This window comes from Streptococcus infantis SPAR10, assembly GCF_000279535.1.
GTDB classification, from domain to species: domain Bacteria; phylum Bacillota; class Bacilli; order Lactobacillales; family Streptococcaceae; genus Streptococcus; species Streptococcus infantis_I.
This window is the reverse complement of record NZ_ALCH01000004.1, coordinates 58,669-75,823: the sequence shown is the minus strand read 5'-3', so window position 1 is coordinate 75,823 and position 17,155 is coordinate 58,669. Positions and strand designations below refer to the sequence as shown.

General features: G+C 40.8%; 17 protein-coding genes and 1 pseudogene. 2 read left to right on the top strand and 16 right to left on the bottom strand.

The window, feature by feature from the left end; all coding sequences use genetic code 11:
• Nucleotide 1: 1 nt before the first annotated feature.
• From SPAR10_RS05630 to SPAR10_RS05620, 3 genes are all read right to left on the bottom strand, one after another.
• On the bottom strand, nucleotides 2-1,300 hold the full coding sequence (locus tag SPAR10_RS05630; RefSeq protein WP_025170543.1) for a bifunctional folylpolyglutamate synthase/dihydrofolate synthase: 1,299 nt from the start codon (nucleotides 1,298-1,300) through the stop codon (nucleotides 2-4).
• Between the two features lies 1 nt (nucleotide 1,301).
• Nucleotides 1,302-2,252 (bottom strand): dihydropteroate synthase, encoded by a 951-nt coding sequence (gene folP / locus SPAR10_RS05625; RefSeq protein ID WP_004251739.1) that lies wholly within the window; start codon nucleotides 2,250-2,252, stop codon nucleotides 1,302-1,304.
• A gap of 295 nt (nucleotides 2,253-2,547) precedes the next feature.
• On the bottom strand, nucleotides 2,548-3,747 hold the full coding sequence (locus SPAR10_RS05620) for a phosphoglycerate kinase (RefSeq protein ID WP_004251735.1): 1,200 nt from the start codon (nucleotides 3,745-3,747) through the stop codon (nucleotides 2,548-2,550).
• Between the two features lie 351 nt (nucleotides 3,748-4,098).
• Here SPAR10_RS05620 and SPAR10_RS05615 point away from each other — a divergent pair, with 351 nt between their 5' ends.
• Nucleotides 4,099-5,730 (top strand): Na/Pi cotransporter family protein, encoded by a 1,632-nt coding sequence (locus SPAR10_RS05615; RefSeq protein WP_004251733.1) that lies wholly within the window; start codon nucleotides 4,099-4,101, stop codon nucleotides 5,728-5,730.
• A 29-nt stretch (nucleotides 5,731-5,759) separates the two neighbouring features.
• Here the strand turns inward: SPAR10_RS05615 and SPAR10_RS05610 are convergent, their stop codons facing one another.
• The 12 genes from SPAR10_RS05610 to SPAR10_RS05560 form a co-directional block, all read right to left on the bottom strand.
• A complete protein-coding gene (locus SPAR10_RS05610) occupies nucleotides 5,760-6,056 on the bottom strand; it encodes a hypothetical protein (protein WP_004251730.1) in 297 nt (98 codons plus the stop codon).
• Nucleotides 6,057-6,080: 24 nt separating this feature from the next.
• Nucleotides 6,081-7,145 carry a glutamyl aminopeptidase gene (pepA, locus tag SPAR10_RS05605; RefSeq protein ID WP_004251727.1) on the bottom strand — a complete coding sequence of 355 codons (1,065 nt, stop codon included), beginning with the start codon at nucleotides 7,143-7,145 and terminating at the stop codon, nucleotides 6,081-6,083.
• Between the two features lie 114 nt (nucleotides 7,146-7,259).
• Entirely contained in the window at nucleotides 7,260-7,496 is a 237-nt protein-coding gene (gene yidD, locus SPAR10_RS10800) for a membrane protein insertion efficiency factor YidD (protein ID WP_025170542.1), read from the bottom strand.
• Entirely contained in the window at nucleotides 7,496-8,221 is a 726-nt protein-coding gene (locus tag SPAR10_RS05600; protein WP_004251725.1) for a pseudouridine synthase, read from the bottom strand. The genes yidD and SPAR10_RS05600 overlap by 1 nt, the downstream gene beginning before the upstream one ends.
• Entirely contained in the window at nucleotides 8,208-8,777 is a 570-nt protein-coding gene (gene scpB / locus SPAR10_RS05595; protein ID WP_004251723.1) for an SMC-Scp complex subunit ScpB, read from the bottom strand. The genes SPAR10_RS05600 and scpB overlap by 14 nt, the downstream gene beginning before the upstream one ends.
• 12 nt (nucleotides 8,778-8,789) lie before the next feature.
• The gene (locus SPAR10_RS05590; RefSeq protein ID WP_004251721.1) at nucleotides 8,790-9,524 is read right to left on the bottom strand and encodes a segregation/condensation protein A; all 735 of its coding nucleotides are present in this window, start codon (nucleotides 9,522-9,524) and stop codon (nucleotides 8,790-8,792) included.
• Entirely contained in the window at nucleotides 9,524-10,258 is a 735-nt protein-coding gene (gene xerD, locus SPAR10_RS05585) for a site-specific tyrosine recombinase XerD (RefSeq protein WP_004251716.1), read from the bottom strand. The genes SPAR10_RS05590 and xerD overlap by 1 nt, the downstream gene beginning before the upstream one ends.
• Nucleotides 10,255-10,716, bottom strand: a complete 462-nt coding sequence (gene cbpB, locus SPAR10_RS05580; RefSeq protein WP_004251714.1) for a cyclic-di-AMP-binding protein CbpB — start codon at nucleotides 10,714-10,716, stop codon at nucleotides 10,255-10,257. The genes xerD and cbpB overlap by 4 nt, the downstream gene beginning before the upstream one ends.
• Nucleotides 10,713-11,234 carry a metallophosphoesterase gene (locus SPAR10_RS05575; protein ID WP_004251713.1) on the bottom strand — a complete coding sequence of 174 codons (522 nt, stop codon included), beginning with the start codon at nucleotides 11,232-11,234 and terminating at the stop codon, nucleotides 10,713-10,715. Before SPAR10_RS05575 ends, cbpB begins: the two co-directional genes overlap by 4 nt.
• The gene (locus tag SPAR10_RS05570; protein WP_004251712.1) at nucleotides 11,210-12,181 is read right to left on the bottom strand and encodes a nucleoside-triphosphate diphosphatase; all 972 of its coding nucleotides are present in this window, start codon (nucleotides 12,179-12,181) and stop codon (nucleotides 11,210-11,212) included. Before SPAR10_RS05570 ends, SPAR10_RS05575 begins: the two co-directional genes overlap by 25 nt.
• Nucleotides 12,178-12,972, bottom strand: a complete 795-nt coding sequence (gene racE / locus SPAR10_RS05565) for a glutamate racemase (protein ID WP_004251710.1) — start codon at nucleotides 12,970-12,972, stop codon at nucleotides 12,178-12,180. The genes SPAR10_RS05570 and racE overlap by 4 nt, the downstream gene beginning before the upstream one ends.
• A 207-nt stretch (nucleotides 12,973-13,179) precedes the next feature.
• Nucleotides 13,180-13,425 (bottom strand): YneF family protein, encoded by a 246-nt coding sequence (locus SPAR10_RS05560; protein WP_004251708.1) that lies wholly within the window; start codon nucleotides 13,423-13,425, stop codon nucleotides 13,180-13,182.
• Nucleotides 13,426-13,737: 312 nt separating this feature from the next.
• Here SPAR10_RS05560 and SPAR10_RS05555 point away from each other — a divergent pair.
• Nucleotides 13,738-16,493 (top strand): annotated as a pseudogene (locus tag SPAR10_RS05555) (glycoside hydrolase family 95 protein); the annotation flags it as partial.
• 363 nt (nucleotides 16,494-16,856) lie between these two features.
• Here SPAR10_RS05555 and SPAR10_RS05550 read toward each other — a convergent pair.
• On the bottom strand, nucleotides 16,857-17,057 hold the full coding sequence (locus SPAR10_RS05550) for a hypothetical protein (RefSeq protein ID WP_004251701.1): 201 nt from the start codon (nucleotides 17,055-17,057) through the stop codon (nucleotides 16,857-16,859).
• Between the last annotated feature and the right edge of the window lie 98 nt (nucleotides 17,058-17,155).

Sequence of the window (17,155 nt, the reverse complement as noted above, 5' to 3'; positions counted from 1 at the left end):
TCTAGTTTTTCCTCTCCATTAGATAGGCTCTCACCTGGCTCAAGAAATACAAGGAGCCCGTTACTATCCTAACTGTTTTTTTCTCTTCATTTTCTGTCATTTTTTGGTCTAGAAATTCCTGCCAACTTTGATAGTTGAGATTTCTAGAATAAGCTACTTTTTTTAGTACTTTTTCGTCTGTCGCTCGACCATCATCAAAGTGAGTCAATGTCAGCTCAGTATCTGGCAAAGTTCCTAACAAGTCTAACATATCCTCCAAGGCCTTGGTTTTGATACATGTAAAAAGTATTTCCTTGTGATAATCAGCAAATCGTTCTTGCAAGGTTGCTACTAAAGCCTTTATGGCATGAGGATTGTGGGCCCCATCCAAGATCATTAAGGGTTCTCTACAAACAACTTCAAAGCGTCCTGGCCAACTTGTTTCTTCTAAGGCTTGAGCCACTATGTTATTACTAGCTAATTCTCGACCATCTTCTTTACAAAAAGTATCAAGTAAAGCTATGGCCATCCCAGCATTCTCTATCTGGTGCAAACCCAGCAATCCTGTCTGAAAGCGACCTTGTCTAAGCGGGCTTGAATAATCAAAGATTTCACCCGTCTCCACACTCTCATGATGGCTAACTTGATAATCTTCCCCATAAACAAGCCTAGGAGCCTCTTTCGCTTTCGCGATTTGGTTGATAACTGCTAAGCCTTCTGGGACAATATTCCCCGTTACCAGGGGAACTCCTTGTTTGATAATTCCAGCTTTCTGCTCCGCGATAGCTTCCAAGCTATCCCCTAGTAAAGCTACGTGATCCAGGCCAATGGTCGTAATACCTGTTAAGATAGGCTGACAAACATTGGTACTATCCAAAAGTCCACCCATACCTACTTCCATAATGGCCACATCGACTTGCTCAGAAGCAAAATAGTCATAGGCTATAGCAGTGATAATCTCAAACTCTGTCGTCCCCTGCAAATCATGAGCATGCTCCCCTTCAAGTAGTGAGCGATAGTCTACCATCAAGGCCTCTAATCTTGCTTCTGGGATAGATTCCTCATTAATGGCAATCTGATCGGTATAATGAATCAGATAGGGTGAGCTAAAGACTCCAACTCTTAGCCCCATCTTTCCCAATATATTCTTCAAAAAGGCTATAGTAGACCCCTTACCATTGGTTCCTCCGATATGGATAACCTTGAGTTTCAGATGGGGATTGCCACGTAGGGCTAATAGCTCCACCATCCTCTCCAAACCAAAATGCGGTTGGTCTGTCCGATAGTTAGCTATCCACTGATTCGTTTCGTTTTTATTCATCTTATTTATATTGTTTCAAGTTTAAATTTTCCGCATCATCTGCCAGACGAATAGCAGACGCGATCTCGACTGCCATCTTGTGGCTGGCTACATCGTGTACACGCACCACTTCTACACCCTGTCTAGCAGCGATACTGGTCACATGAGCTGAAGCAGTATCACGATTTCGGAAGCCTGCTTCAGTTTCTGGGTTTACTTCAAAACCATTTTCTTCCAGAATATTGATGACAAAGCGCTTGCGAGAGACTCCTAAAAAGATAGGATAGCCCATCTCGTGTAATTTATCAAGGTCACGTAGAAGTATGAGATTTTCCTTTTTGGTCAAGCCAAAGCCAATCCCAGAATCTAGCATGATCTTTTCTTTCGAAATTCCTGCTTTTTCCGCTCTTGCCAGTGCACGATCAAAGAAAACTGTCATCAATTCTTCTACTGATAGTTGTTCAAACTCTTCTAAGTCTTCCTTTGTAAAAGGCTCTCCAAAGCCAAAATGAGGGAAGATAAGTGAACTAGGGTGCTGAGGGCGTGCCATTACTGGATTAAACATGATGACTACCTGAGCTCCAGCTTTGGCAACCACTTCCGCCATCTTCTCATCCCCCATAAGACCTGTAATGTCATTGACTATATGGGCCCCAGCCTTTAGAGCTGCTTCTGCAACTTGACTTTTCCAAGTGTCTACCGAAATCAGAACATCACTTTCTTGACGGATAGCTTTAATCACTGGAACGACACGTTGGATTTCCTCTTCTATCTCAACATAGCCATAGCTACTTCCAGGCCGAGTAGACTCTCCACCGATATCTAAAATAGTGGCACCTTCAGCAATCAATTTTCGAGCTTGTTTTAAGGCTTCTTCAATAGCAAAAAATTGACCCCCGTCAGAGAAAGAATCTGGGGTGACATTGATAATACCGCAAATAGCTGTTTTTGTATGATTGTCTTTTTTTTCCACGATTATCACTCAAATTTCATTTAGATTGGTATTCCTCTATTTTACTATTTTTTTGGATTCTGTCCAATTATCCCTCGCTACTCTCAAACTTTAAAAGAGCGCAAAAAAGAGAGTGGGACAGAAATCGGTAATTCGTTAGAATTCGATTTCATCGTCCCACCTCCGCACAGTTGAGTAGGGTTGTAAAAGCTGATGAAATCAGCGTAGTAGAGCCCACTCAACTACTGCGTCCTGCTCGACAACCCAAAGACAATTGAGAGGCTAGAACTTTTGTCCCAGCCTCTTTTTTATATTCTTATTTTTCAGTCAAAGCTGCAAGACCTGGAAGTTCTTTACCTTCGAGGAGTTCCATTGAAGCACCACCACCAGTAGAGATCCATGAGAATTTGTCTGCACGTCCAAGGTTGATCGCTGCAGCAGCTGAGTCACCACCACCGATGATTGATTTAACGCCTGGTTGTTTCACGATAGCGTCCATCACACCGATTGTACCAGCTTGGAAGTCAGGGTTTTCAAATACACCCATTGGTCCGTTCCATACAACTGTTTTCGCACCAGTCAATTCTTGGTCGAATTTAGCGATTGATTTAGGACCGATATCAAGACCAAGGAATCCTGGGTCTACTGCTTCACCTTCAGTATCTTTCACTTCAGTGTAGTCAGCAAATGCGTTCGCTTCTTTTGAGTCAACTGGCAAGATCAATTTACCATTTGATTTTTCAAGAAGAGATTTAGCAACATCCAATTTGTCTTCTTCTACAAGTGAGTTCCCGATTTCGATACCTTGTGCTTTGTAGAATGTGTAAGTCATCCCACCACCGATAAGAACTTTATCAGCTTTTTCAAGCAAGTTTTCGATAACACCGATCTTGTCAGATACTTTAGATCCACCAAGGATAGCTACGAATGGACGTTCTGGAGCTTCAACTGCTTCTTTGATGTAAGCAATTTCGTTTTCAAGAAGGAAACCAGCAACAGCTTTATCAACGTTTGCTGAGATACCAACGTTCGATGCGTGTGCACGGTGAGCTGTACCGAATGCATCGTTTACGAAGATACCATCTCCAAGTGATGCCCAGTATTTACCAAGTTCAGGATCGTTTTTAGATTCTTTCTTGCCGTCAACATCTTCGTAACGAGTGTTTTCAACCAAGAGAACTTGTCCATCTTCAAGAGCGTTAACAGCTGCTTCCAATTCAGCACCACGAGTAACACCTGGGATAAATTTAACTTCTTGACCCAATTTAGCAGCCAAGTCAGCCGCTACAGGAGCAAGTGATTTACCTTCTTTATCTGCTTCTTCTTTTACACGTCCAAGGTGAGAGAAGAGGATTGCACGTCCACCTTGTTCAAGGATGTACTTGATAGTTGGAAGAGCTGCAGTGATACGGTTATCGTTAGTGATCACGCCATCTTTTACAGGTACGTTGAAGTCAACACGAACGAGAACTTTTTTCCCTTTCAAGTCAACGTCTTTAACAGTCAATTTTGCCATTAGATATGACTCCTTCTTTTTTTTACGTGTTAATTATATCACAAAATCAATAAAAGAGATAGCAAAACCTTAAACTTTTCTCTTTCTCGATTAGTCTGTTACTTTAAAAATAAGAGTATAAAACTAGTGATTATTAGATAATCGGAACTCTCACTAATTTTAAATTTTCATCCAAAAAATCATTAAATGCTTACTAGTTGGAATAATGATATCCCAACTAAATGATACTTTTTAATAAAAGATTCATTACATTTTTATTAAAATTTACTATTTACTACTTGTTAGATTGCTTAGAATCCTTTAAAATAGAATGGGAGAAATTCCGCGATTAGTTTTCGGAGGGAAAATAAAATGTCCATTAATTGGCAGGAAATTGCATTTCACTTTTTAGGTGGCCTGGGACTATTCTTATATAGTATCAAAACCATGGGGGACGGTTTGCAACAAGCAGCTGGAGATCGTCTTCGATATTACATTGACAAATATACTAGCAATCCTTTCTTTGGAATTTTAGTTGGAATTGGGATGACTGCCCTGATTCAATCGAGTTCAGGTGTTACGGTTATTACAGTTGGTCTGGTTAGCGCTGGACTATTGACCTTACGTCAGGCCATTGGGATTGTTATGGGAGCCAATATTGGAACAACTGTCACATCCTTTATCATTGGTTTTAAATTGGGAGACTACGCATTACCTATGCTCTTTCTCGGAGCAGTCTGTCTCTTCTTCACAAAAAATAGAACCATCAATAACATCGGACGGATTGTCTTTGGTGTCGGTGGTATCTTCTTTGCCCTCAATCTTATGAGTGGCGCCATGGAACCCCTTAAGGATTTACAAGTCTTTAAAGACTACATGGTAGAACTTAGTAAAAATCCAATCTTGGGTGTTCTTGTCGGAACAGGTTTAACCCTTCTGATTCAAGCCTCCTCAGCGACCATCGGGATTCTACAGAATCTATACGCTAGCAATCTGATTGACCTTCAGGGTGCCCTACCAGTTCTCTTTGGAGATAACATTGGAACAACCATCACTGCTATTATCGCTTCCTTGGGTGCTAATATTGCTGCCAAACGTGTGGCGGCAGCCCATGTGGCCTTTAACGTTATCGGGACTGTTATCTGTATTATCTTCCTCGTTCCATTTACAGGCTTAATCCAATGGTTTGAGAGCTTCTTAAATCTAGCTCCAGAAATGACCATTGCCTTCGCCCACGGAACCTTCAACATTACCAATACAATCATTCAGTTTCCATTCATCGGAGCTCTTGCCTTCTTGGTAACCAAACTTATCCCTGGAGAAGACGAAGTTGTCAAATACGAGCCACTTTACCTTGATGAGCAACTGATCAAACAAGCTCCATCTATCGCTCTTGGAAATGCTAAAAAAGAACTTCTACACTTGGGTAATTATGCTGCGAAAGCCTTTGACCTCTCTTACGACTATATCATCAATTCTAATGAAAAAGTTGCAGAAAAGGGACATAAGACTGAAGAAGCTATCAATACCATTGATGAAAAATTGACTCGTTACCTCATTAGTTTATCTGGTGAAGCTTTGAGCCAAAAAGAGAGTGAAGTCTTAACAAATATCCTTGACTCTTCACGAGACTTGGAACGTATCGGAGACCACGCAGAAGCCCTGCTCAATCTTAACGATTATTTGCAACGCAAGAATGTTCAATTCTCTGAGGCTGCCTTAGAAGAACTAGCAGAGATTTATCTTAAAACTAGTGATTTCGTCAAAGATGCTCTTGAGAGTGTGGAAAACAACGACCTCGAGAAAGCTCAAGCTCTTATCGAGCGACACGAAGACATCAACAACATGGAACGTGTCCTTCGTAAGACTCACATCAAACGTCTAAATAACGGAGAATGTTCTACCCAAGCAGGTGTCAACTTTATCGATATTATTTCACATTACACTCGTGTATCAGACCACGCTATGAACCTTGCTGAAAAGGTTTTGGCAGAACAAATTTAAAACGAAAAAAATGCTTTGATTCTTTCGAATCAAAGCATTTTAAATAGCTCTCCAATCATAATGGAAGATGCGGCTGCGCCCTTGTACCTAGCTTCTTCCTTTTTGATAAAGCGGGCCAGATTGACTAACTCAGGTGAAGGTGTTCTAGGATTCTTGAGTAGTTCAAGTGTGACTAGCCCTGAAAGTCGGACTGCTAGCAATCGCTCATTGGTACTGGGTAATTTCTTAGCAGTCTCTACCAGTGCAAGCACTAGATCTTCACTCAGGTTTTGACGGGCATGATTGTAAAGATCCCGTATCAAGGTTTCTAGGTTTGGTTCTTCCATACCTATCACCTCCATCTTTTATGTTTAATAATTTTTGATTAAATCTACTGTAGAACGATCCAATTTTTTAACCAAGGCTTGTAAGAAAGCTTGAGCTTCAAGGAAATCGTCCATAGCATAAAGGGTTTGGTGAGAGTGGATATAACGGGCACAAACACCGATTGTTGTTGATGGGACACCACCATTTTTCAGATGAGCTGCACCTGCGTCAGTTCCACCTTTTCCACAATAGTATTGGTATTTGATACCAGCTTCTTCGGCAGTTGTCAAAAGAAAATCTTTCATGCCTGGGAGGAGCAAGTGACCTGGATCGTAGAAACGAATCAAGGTTCCATCACCAATTTTACCCTGACCACCATAAACATCACCAGCAGGTGAACAGTCAACTGCCAAAAATACTTCTGGATCAAATTTGGTTGTTGAGGTATGAGCACCACGAAGTCCAACTTCTTCTTGGACATTAGCCCCAAGATAAAGTTCATTGCCTAGTTTTTGGCCTGACAAGTTTTCTGCCAATTCACTCACCATGAGAACTCCGTAGCGGTTGTCCCAAGCTTTGGAGATGATATTTTTTTCGTTAGCTGTTAGGATTGCGCTACTATCTGGAACGATTGTGTCTCCAGGGCGGATACCAAAACTTTCGGCCTCAGCCTTATCCGCAAAACCACCATCAAAGACGATATCTGAAATAGCTGGCATGGTTGGCCCGCCTGTCCCACGAGTCAAATGTGGAGGTACTGAACCTGAGATGACTGGAATTTCACGTCCTTGGCGCGTAAAGAGTTTAAATCGTTGGCTGCTGACAACCATCGGGTTCCAACCACCGATTTCAACTACTCGGAAGGTTCCATCTGGTTTGATTTCACTCACCATAAAACCAACTTCATCCATGTGAGATGCTACCAAAACACGAGGTGCATCGACTGCTTCTGAGTGTTTGATACCAAAAATACCACCTAGGCCATCAGTCACTACTTCATCCACGTGAGGAGTTATCTTCTCACGAAGATAAGCGCGTACAGGTGCTTCATGACCTGAGATAGCAGAAAGTTCTGTTACTTCTTTGATTTTAGAAAATAATGTTGTCATTTCTATCCCTTCTTTCTTTCAACCATTTTACCACTTTTTATAGGAGAAGTGTAGTGAAAATCATCAATCTATAGATCTATCTACACCAAAAAAGAATCACGACTGTGATTCTTTTTATTTTGAATTTCTCTTTAAAGAAAAGTGATCTGGTACGGGGTCTTTACCTATTTCAGACCAAGGATGACATCGTAAAATCCGTGCCAATCCCATCAGAACCCCCTTAAATCCATGCTTTTCAATAGCCTGAATCATGTAATTTGAACAAGTAGGCTCAAATCTACAAGAAGGTGGGAATGCAGGGGATATAAAGCGTTGGTAAAAGCGCACAGGCGCAATTAAAATTCGTTTCATTATTTATTAGTTGTTACAGCCATGGTGTGTAGTTGGCTGATTTCTTTTTTGTTAAGACGACGGGATTCTCCTGGACGGAGACCTGTCAAGTCTAAGTGTCCAAAACGTGTCCGAGACAACTTATCCACTTGAAGCCCAACTGCTTCAAACATCTTTTTAACCTGGTGGTTACGTCCTTCATGGATGGTCAACTGTACAACAGAACGGTTTTTAACAGGATCTACTTTGAGAATTTCGTAGACGGCCGGCTTAGTCTTCTTACCATCAATCTCAAGACCACGGGTCAAGGGGCGGAGATTTTCTTTGTTAGCAATTCCTTTCACACGCGCCACATAGACCTTGTCAATCTCATTTCGAGGGTGAATCATCTCGTCTGTAAAGTCACCATCATTGGTCAAAATCAAGACACCTGATGTATCCCAGTCCAAACGTCCTACAGGATAGATACGCTCTTTCACATTAGGCAAAAGATCAACAACCGTCTTACGTCCCTTATCATCTGTTACACTTGAAATCACACCGCGTGGTTTGTTAAGTAGATAGTAGACTTTTTCTTCGTTATAGATGGGTTGGCCTTCAACTTCGACCTTATCACCAGACTTGATAGTTGTCGCAAGTTCACGTACTACCTGACCGTTAACAGTCACCAAGCCTTGCTTGATCAACTCTTCTGCTTTTCTCCTACTGGCCACACCTGCGTGGGCAATATATTTATTGATTCTCATCTTCTTCTATCCTTTCACCAAATAATTGGCTTTCTTGTGCTTGAATTTCAAGCTCGTCAATCACAGGCAATTCTTCCAAATGGTTAATACCCATGTAATCTAGGAAATAATCCGTCGTTACATAGAGATTAGGACGACCAAGAACTTCTTTCTTTCCATCTTCTCGTATCAAGTCAAAGGCCTGTAACTTTGCCAAAGCTCCACTCGAATTAACCCCACGAATAGCATCGATTTCTATACGTGTGATAGGTTGCTTATAAGCAATAATGGACAAGGTTTCAAGGGCAGCTCGAGATAGACTCTGGTTAATGGGCGCCTTAGAATATTCCTTCAAAACATCAGCAAATTGAGGCTTGGTTACCAATTTGTAAGCCCCTCCTGTCTCAATCAGTGCTAAACTGGAATCCTGGTCTTTTTCATACTTGTGGGTTAACTTTTCTAAGCTTTGCTGGATCCCAGTCGGTGGAAGCGATAGGACCTCAGCTAGCTGACGGACTCTAATGCCATCCTCCCCCGCTACAAACAGGAGTGCTTCTATTTCTGCTAAAGTACTCATATTTCCTCTCTATCAAGCTTGACTCTGCTCTACTTGATTTTCTTCATTCTTTTTCATGAGATAAATATCTCCAAAACTCTCTTTTTGAATCAAGAGAATTTCTTGGGTTTTAATCAACTCCAAGGTTGCTAAAAAGAGTGTAATGACCTCGTGTAAATCCTTGGTTTCTTTAAACAAATCCTGCAAGCATAATTGTTGACCTTCAACCAAGGCTTCTCGAACGATGACCATCATATCTTCAATCTTATACTCATCTCGTAAGATTGTTGTGTGACTTTTCGAGAATTCTTCCTTTTTCTTGGTCAGTAAGGTTGAAAAGGCTAAGAAAAGATCAATCGTCGTCTTATCATGCACAAGTTCTGCATCTTCGTAAATTAACTCTGTAGGTGCTTTTGAGTAATATTGAGCTCGTTCCTGGTGCTTCACTTCCAACTGCTCTCCCAGAAGTTTAAATTTACGGTATTCCTCAATCTGAGAAAGGAGATCCTGCTCTAGGTCATCCTCTAAATCCGTCACTTCTGCAACCTTTGGCAAGAGCTTGCGACTCTTAATCAGCATCAGTTGGCTAGCCATCACCATATATTCACCTGCCACTTCTAAACGCATGGCTTGTAAGGTTGATATGTAGGCTAGATACTGCTCAATAACTTCTGTAATCGGTACATCATAGATATCCATCTGATACTTTGAAACCAAGTGTAAGAGCAAGTCCAAAGGCCCTTCAAAATCTTTTAATTTAATATCCATTATCTATATTTTTCTAAGGTCATGACTGTTTTTAATCCCAATTTTTTGGCGATTTCATATAAGTCAACCTTCTCTTCAATTTGTCTCAGTATAAACTGTTCTCTCAATCCTTGAGCCGATAAATCTGCAAAACCTTTTTCCTTTAGAAAGGCTTCTAACTGACGAAAGGCCCATTGACGAGAGTATGACCTACCAGCTTTTTCAAAGAGGTAGGTCTGTCCCATCAAGGGTTCTAACTCTGCAAGTAATTTTGTGGGAAGACTCAAGATTCTTTTTTGAGAAGCTTTATTGATTCTCAACACTTGAAAATCTAGATTCACATCACTTATTTTTATGGCTAGAATTTCACTAGGCAAGAGGCCCAATTCAACTATCAATAAGGCTATTAAACGCCCTTCTGGATAGGTACTTTCTTGCCAGAAAGAACTCAAGTCTAAAAGCTCTGACTTGACTTGTTTTTTCTCAGCCTGTTTCGGCAATTCCAAACGATAAAAGGCGCCAATCTTTCCTTTCTGGTATAAAAAGTAAAGAAATTGATTGCAGGCAGAAACTTTACGCTTTTGGGCACTGATTTTAAAATTTGATAGCTGGGCTTGGTAAATTTTTAAACTTGTCTCAGAAATTCGTTCTCCAATAAGATCTAAAAACTGCTCCAAGTCATATTTATAAGACTGTTTAGAATTACTAGATAGATTTTGCTTTTCTTCTAAAAATGTTAAAATCCATTCTCTCATTTGCTTCGAATCTCATATTCCTTACTAAAGTCATGCAGGAGGGCATTGACAGCCTTGAGAATTGACTTCCGCGTGATAATCCCTTGGAAAAGGCCATCCTTACCAACGACTGGCAGGAAAGACTCATCCACTAGCTTATGTAAAACATCCGTCAATGTATAGTCTGGATTAACTACCGCGACATCCTTCTTTGTCATGTGAACAATATCCATATCCGCCATGACTTCCTGACTCAAACCCTGCTCCATTTGATATGCAAAGATATCTCTAAGCCCTATGGTCCCAACAAATTTTTTCTCAGCAGTCACTACTGGAACTCGTGTATAAGTCATCTGGCTAAGGAGGAGAATTGCATGATCTGCATTGTGAGTATCAATGAGCACAGCCAAATTTTCAGCAGGAGTCAAAAAGGTTTCCTCTTGCTCCAGCAAAAAGAGTTCAAATTCTTTGGCAATCATCGAGCAAACTCCTTGGATAAGCCAGGATAAACCTCATGATTACGTGTCAAAAAGTCCACTTTGAAATAGCTGTCATCAATCTCTACACGAGCGTAAAGACATTCTCTGATGGTTCCACGTGGTTGGCTGATAGAACCTGGATTTAGAAAGAGGGTCTTCCCTTCCATCCAAGCATTTGGCACATGCAAGTGACCATAGAGACAGATATCAGCATCTTCCTCTTGGGCCCAGAAATCTAGTTTTTGGAAATTGAAGTTAATGTCAAATAAGTGTCCGTGAGTCTGGATAATCTTGGTAGGACCCAGTTGAGTCACTAAGCGTTCTGGATAATCTGAATAGAAATCCATGTTTCCTCTAACTACCTGAATTCCTTCCCAGAGTGGTGAATCTGGGCGAAGCTCCGAGTCACCATCGTGAAAAATGGCATCAACTTTCCCAAGATAGCGATCACGTATTTCTTCTACAATCAAGCTATCTCCATGGGAGTCGCTCATTACAATGATGGTTTGCTTTGCCATGATGGAAATACCTCCAAAAGTTTCTTAACGGCTAAGGCACGGTGAGATTGACTATTTTTTTCTTCAAGAGTTAATTCAGCTGATGACTTGCCTGTTTCTCCTACTAGGAAAAGAGGGTCATAGCCAAAACCATTTTCACCCTTAGGTTCAAAGTTAATGTAGCCTGGCCAATCGGCTTCGACCACCAAGCTTTCCTTACCTGGGCTAGCCACAACCAAAGTGGTGTGGAATTGTGCCGAACGGTCCTTGAGTTCAAAGACCATGGCTAATTCGTGCAAGAGTTTAGCATTGTTTTCCTGGTCAGTGGCTCCCACTCCTGCAAATCGAGCTGACCAAACGCCTGGCAATCCACCGAGGACATCGACTTTAAGACCTGAATCATCTGCTAGAACCATCTTGCCTGTCAATTTGGAGATGGTTTCAGCCTTAAGGCGAGCATTTTCTTCAAAGGTCATACCAGTTTCAGCAACTTCAGGCAGATCTGGGTAATCATTGAGATTCTCCACATCATATCCAAGTTTATCAAATATAGCACGAAATTCCTTGGTCTTCCCTTCATTACGAGTCGCTATCAACAAGGTTTCTCTGACTTTGCTAGTTTCAAAGAAGGCTTCAACATCTACTCCTTCTTTAGGTAATTCCACATGCAAGAGTTGTCCATTTTCAACTAAGAGCAAGGCACCTTGGCGTTGAATGACTTCCAAGTTTCGACCGGCTTCTGCATTTAAAATCTCAACGATAAAAGAGAGTAAACGGAAGTTGGAAGACCAACGCATTACCGTAATCGTGATTGGAAAACCATTTTCCTCATCACTGAAAATGCGAGCCAAATCCATAAAATCGAGATCAAGAGGATCTTTTATGAGGCTATAGATTCCACCGTAGACGTCCCAGACACCTACATACCAGTCCTGGTCATCCTTGTATTCATAAATTTTGTTTGTCATAATGTTACATGCTCCACATGAATCTCTTTTTCTAGCCATTCCGCTCCAATCTGAGCAAAACTATGGCTATTTGCAGTCGTATAAAAACGGTGTTGTAGAGGGCCGGCATCCCGGCTACGATTAATCTCGAAATAATTAAGTAATACAGAAATATCCCGTACACACTCTGCTCCACTATCAATCAGTTTTACCTCTGGTCCCATCACATTTTGGATAATGGGTCTGAGTAGCGGATAGTGGGTACAGCCCAAAATCAAGCTGTCTACCTTGCCGACCAAAGGACGCAAGGTTTCATAAACTACTTTCTTGGTCACACTGGTTGAAAGGGCCCCAGACTCAACCAAGGGAGCAAACTTAGGGCAGGCCAAACTTTCAACTTGCAAATTTGGATCTAGGTCATGAATTTTTTGACGATAGATATCTGATTGCACTGTCATCGGTGTTCCAATCACACCGATTCTCCCACCCTGACTTGCTTTGATAGCAGCTGAAGCGCCCGGTAAAATCACTCCAAGAACAGGAATATCGAGTTTGGATTTAATTTCTTCCCAAACAACTGCTGTTGCAGTATTACAAGCGATGACAATCATCTTGACATCCTTAGTCAAAAGAAAGTTGACCAGTTGCCAAGTGTATTCACGAATTTGCTCAGCAGGACGAGGACCATAGGGTGCCCGTGCCGAATCTCCAATATAGACGATTTCTTCATGAGGAAGCTGGCGCATGAGCTCACGTACAACGGTCAAACCTCCAACGCCCGAATCCAAAAAACCAATTGGTCGATTATCCATACAGTCTTCTTTCTAGTCTTATTTTTCTGATTAATAGTTCATTATCATTACATTTCTCGCTGAAATTTCTGACAGACTGGTAAACTCCAGACTATCTCCCTCTTAATCATAATCAAATATCAATAGAATGCAAGGAAAAAGTCTTATCCTTAAATATCAGTTGAACATAGTGAGAAGTCTGGAATTTTCATCCCAGACTTTTCCTATTTATTTCTTTTTATTGTTAGCAAGGGCTGCTTTTTGTTGGCGAATGATTTGGTGGTAAACTTGTTGTACCTTAGCTTCGCTTGGCTTTTGACCATTTGCACTCAACAGAGTACGAACTGCTTCTGCATTCAAACGTGGGTTATCAGCAAATTCTTTTTCAATTTGCTTGCGCACCAAGTACATTCCTCCAAGAGCTCCACCAAGAAAAGCTAAAACAATCAAGACAATTGCTAAAATAAGGTCCATAATATTTCTCCTGTTTCTTTTTGAATCTTCTATATTATACCATAAAGTCCCACGCCTGACTAGTTTGATTTACGCTTTCAAAAGGGTAGGGCATTACTCAGATTCTTTTTCTGCTCTAATCTTTTTTAATTCAATAAAATTAAAAAAAGAACTAAAATTTGGTAAAATAATTCAGTTTTTCCTAAAAAAACTTGCATTGGATTGATTTATTTGCTATATTAAGATTATACAAAACAAAGGAAACATCTTTCTGCAAGGCTTATTTTTTTTACAAAAAATGTATGCGCTTACAGAATCGAGAAAGGAGTTTTTATGGAGAAGAGCTATTGGGAAAATCCTGTAAGTATAGCATCCGAAAATTGACCGTTGGAACTGCTTCTGTTTTTATAGCGACACAGAATGTAGCTTCCGATGGCATCGAAGTGAAAGAAAATCAAGCAAGTGTCAGTGAGACTACGGTTCAAGTGAATACAAAAGTAGAGGAACCCACTCAAGAGGATAAGGAAAATCAACCAAGCACAGAAAATCAAACTTCTACTGAATTAGCTGCCAAAGAGGTAAAACCTGAAAAAGAAACACCTCAAATACATCATCAATCAGAGACTAACGCTGTAGTTGAACCTTCTGAAAATAAGGAGAGTGAAAAACCAGAACTTCCTATGACTAAGCAAGAAAACTATCAACTTCATTACGACCAACCAACTGCCCCTTCTTATGACGGCTGGGAAAAACAAGCCCTGCCAGTCGGAAATGGAGAAATGGGGGCAAAAGTTTTTGGGCTCATCGGTGAAGAAAGAATCCAATACAATGAAAAAACTCTCTGGTCTGGTGGACCGCAACCGGATAGCACCGATTACAATGGAGGAAACTATCAAGACCGCTATAAGGTCTTATCAGAAATTCGTAAGGCATTAGAAGAAGGAAACCGTCAAAAGGCAAAGCAATTAGCGGAGCGCAACCTAGTCGGACCAAACAATGCTCAGTATGGTCGTTACTTATCTTTTGGTGATATCTTTATGGTCTTTAACAACCAAAAGAAAGGTTTGGAGAATGTTACCGACTATCATCGTGGCTTAGATATTTCTGAGGCCATCTCGACCACTTCTTATACCCAAGACGGTACAAACTTTAAACGCGAAACCTTCTCTAGCTATCCTGACGATGTTACTGTGACCCACTTGAGTAAAAAAGGTGATAAGACTCTTGATTTTACACTTTGGAATAGCTTGACTGAAGATTTGATTGCGAATGGCGACTACTCCTGGGAATATTCGAATTATAAACAAGGAGCAGTTACGACTGATTCTAATGGTATTTTGCTCAAAGGAACTGTCAAAGACAATGGTCTGAAATTTGCTTCCTATCTTGGAATCAAGACAGACGGACAAGTTACTGCCCAAGATGGCTACTTGACTGTCACTGGAGCCAGCTATGCAACTCTTTTACTGAGTGCCAAGACCAATTTTGCTCAAAATCCAAAAACCAACTATCGTAAGGATATTGATCTAGAAAAAACTGTCAAATCGATTGTCGAAGCTTCTAAGGCAAAAGATTATGAAACTCTAAAAAATAATCACATCAAGGATTACCAAAGTCTCTTTAATCGTGTTCAACTAAATCTTGGCGGTAGCAGGTCTAATCAAACCACAAAAGAAGCGCTACATACCTATAACCCAGAAAAAGGGCAAAAACTAGAAGAGCTCTTCTTCCAATACGGACGTTATCTACTCATCAGTTCTTCTCGTGACCGGACAGATGCCCTTCCTGCCAACTTGCAAGGAGTCTGGAATGCTGTAGACAATCCAACTTGGAACTCAGACTACCACCTCAATGTCAATCTACAAATGAACTACTGGCCTGCCTACATGAACAATCTTGCAGAAACGGCTAAGCCAATGATCAATTATATCGATGACATGCGCTACTATGGTCGTATCGCTGCTAAAGAATATGCAGGTATCGAGTCCAAAGAAGGCCAAGAAAACGGTTGGCTGGTTCATACCCAGGCGACACCATTTGGCTGGACTACTCCTGGTTGGAACTACTATTGGGGCTGGTCTCCGGCTGCCAATGCTTGGATGATGCAGAACGTCTATGACTACTACAAATTCACCAAGGATGAAACTTATCTTAAAGAAAAGATTTATCCAATGCTCAAGGAAACAGCCAAGTTCTGGAATTCCTTCTTGCACTACGACAAGGCTAGTGACCGTTGGGTTTCTTCTCCATCTTACTCGCCAGAGCATGGAACCATCACGATTGGGAACACCTTTGACCAATCTCTAGTTTGGCAACTCTTCCATGACTATATGGAAGCAGCTAATCATCTCAATGTCGACCAAGACTTGGTAACCGAAGTAAAGGCTAAATTTGACAAGCTCAAACCACTTCATATCAACCAAGATGGCCGAATCAAGGAATGGTACGAAGAAGACAGTCCTCAATTCACTAATGAAGGAATTGAAAACTATCACCGTCACGTTTCCCATCTAGTTGGGCTCTTCCCAGGAACTCTATTTAGCAAGGATCATCCGGAATACCTGGAGGCTGCACGCGCAACCTTAAACCATCGTGGAGATGGGGGGACTGGTTGGTCCAAGGCCAATAAAATCAACCTCTGGGCTCGTCTCCTAGATGGAAATCGTGCCCATCGTTTGTTGGCTGAACAGCTTAAATCTTCAACTCTAGAAAACCTCTGGGATACACACGCGCCTTTCCAAATCGATGGGAACTTTGGTGCCACTAGCGGGATGGCAGAAATGCTCCTTCAATCTCACACAGGCTACATTGCTCCATTACCAGCTCTTCCGGATGCCTGGAAAGATGGGCAAATTTCAGGTCTAGTCGCTCGTGGCAACTTCGAAGTCAGCATGAAATGGAAAGAAAAAAATCTTGAGTCATTAGCTTTCCTTTCCCATGCTGGGGGAGATTTAGTGGTCGATTATCCAGACATCGAATCGAGTATTGTCAAGATTAATGGCAAGGAAGTTCAAGCTAGTCGCCTCAAAGATAACCGTATCCAGCTTGCTACTCAAAAGGGAGATGTCATTACCTTTGAGAACTTTCCTGTGCCTATACCGTCTGAATTTGATTAGACTAAATCTAATCTATATCATAGACTCTCTACGAATCTATTATTTGCATCAGCTTTTTAAAACTTCGCCTTAATCTTATTGCTATAAACAAAAAAGATGGAATATCTTCCATCTTTTTTGTGATAATAAAGTTATATATGAGTATATATATGTACGTACTTCCAATTTCTAGTCTCTAAAATAAACTAAAAAGCCAGTTATAAATCCAGTTAAAAATCGAATATAACAAATTCAAAAGGAATTCATAAAAAAATAAACAAATGTGATACCAAATAAATTCTACAATCGTAATCAGTGGCTTGACTAGGATATAAAATAAAATATCCCAAATAAATTTCATTTTTTATCTTCCTTTCTAGGAAGTCCCGCAATCCAAGGCAGAGCAGATAACATTTTATAAGCCGCAAGAAATTTAGCAACCTCTAGGGCTTTTGGCTCAGATTCCTTCTTCTCAGTCAGTACTCCCATTCCTCTTACCCAGAGGCATGTTCCAATAATTCTAGCCATTCCTGTAAAAAAATTTGGTTGGTTGTCCATATGATTCTCCCGTAGTTCATATCATTTCTAACAGATTAGTTCTTATTGTATTCAGTATATCAAATTTATATAGTTTATCAAGTTTTTATCTGCAAAAT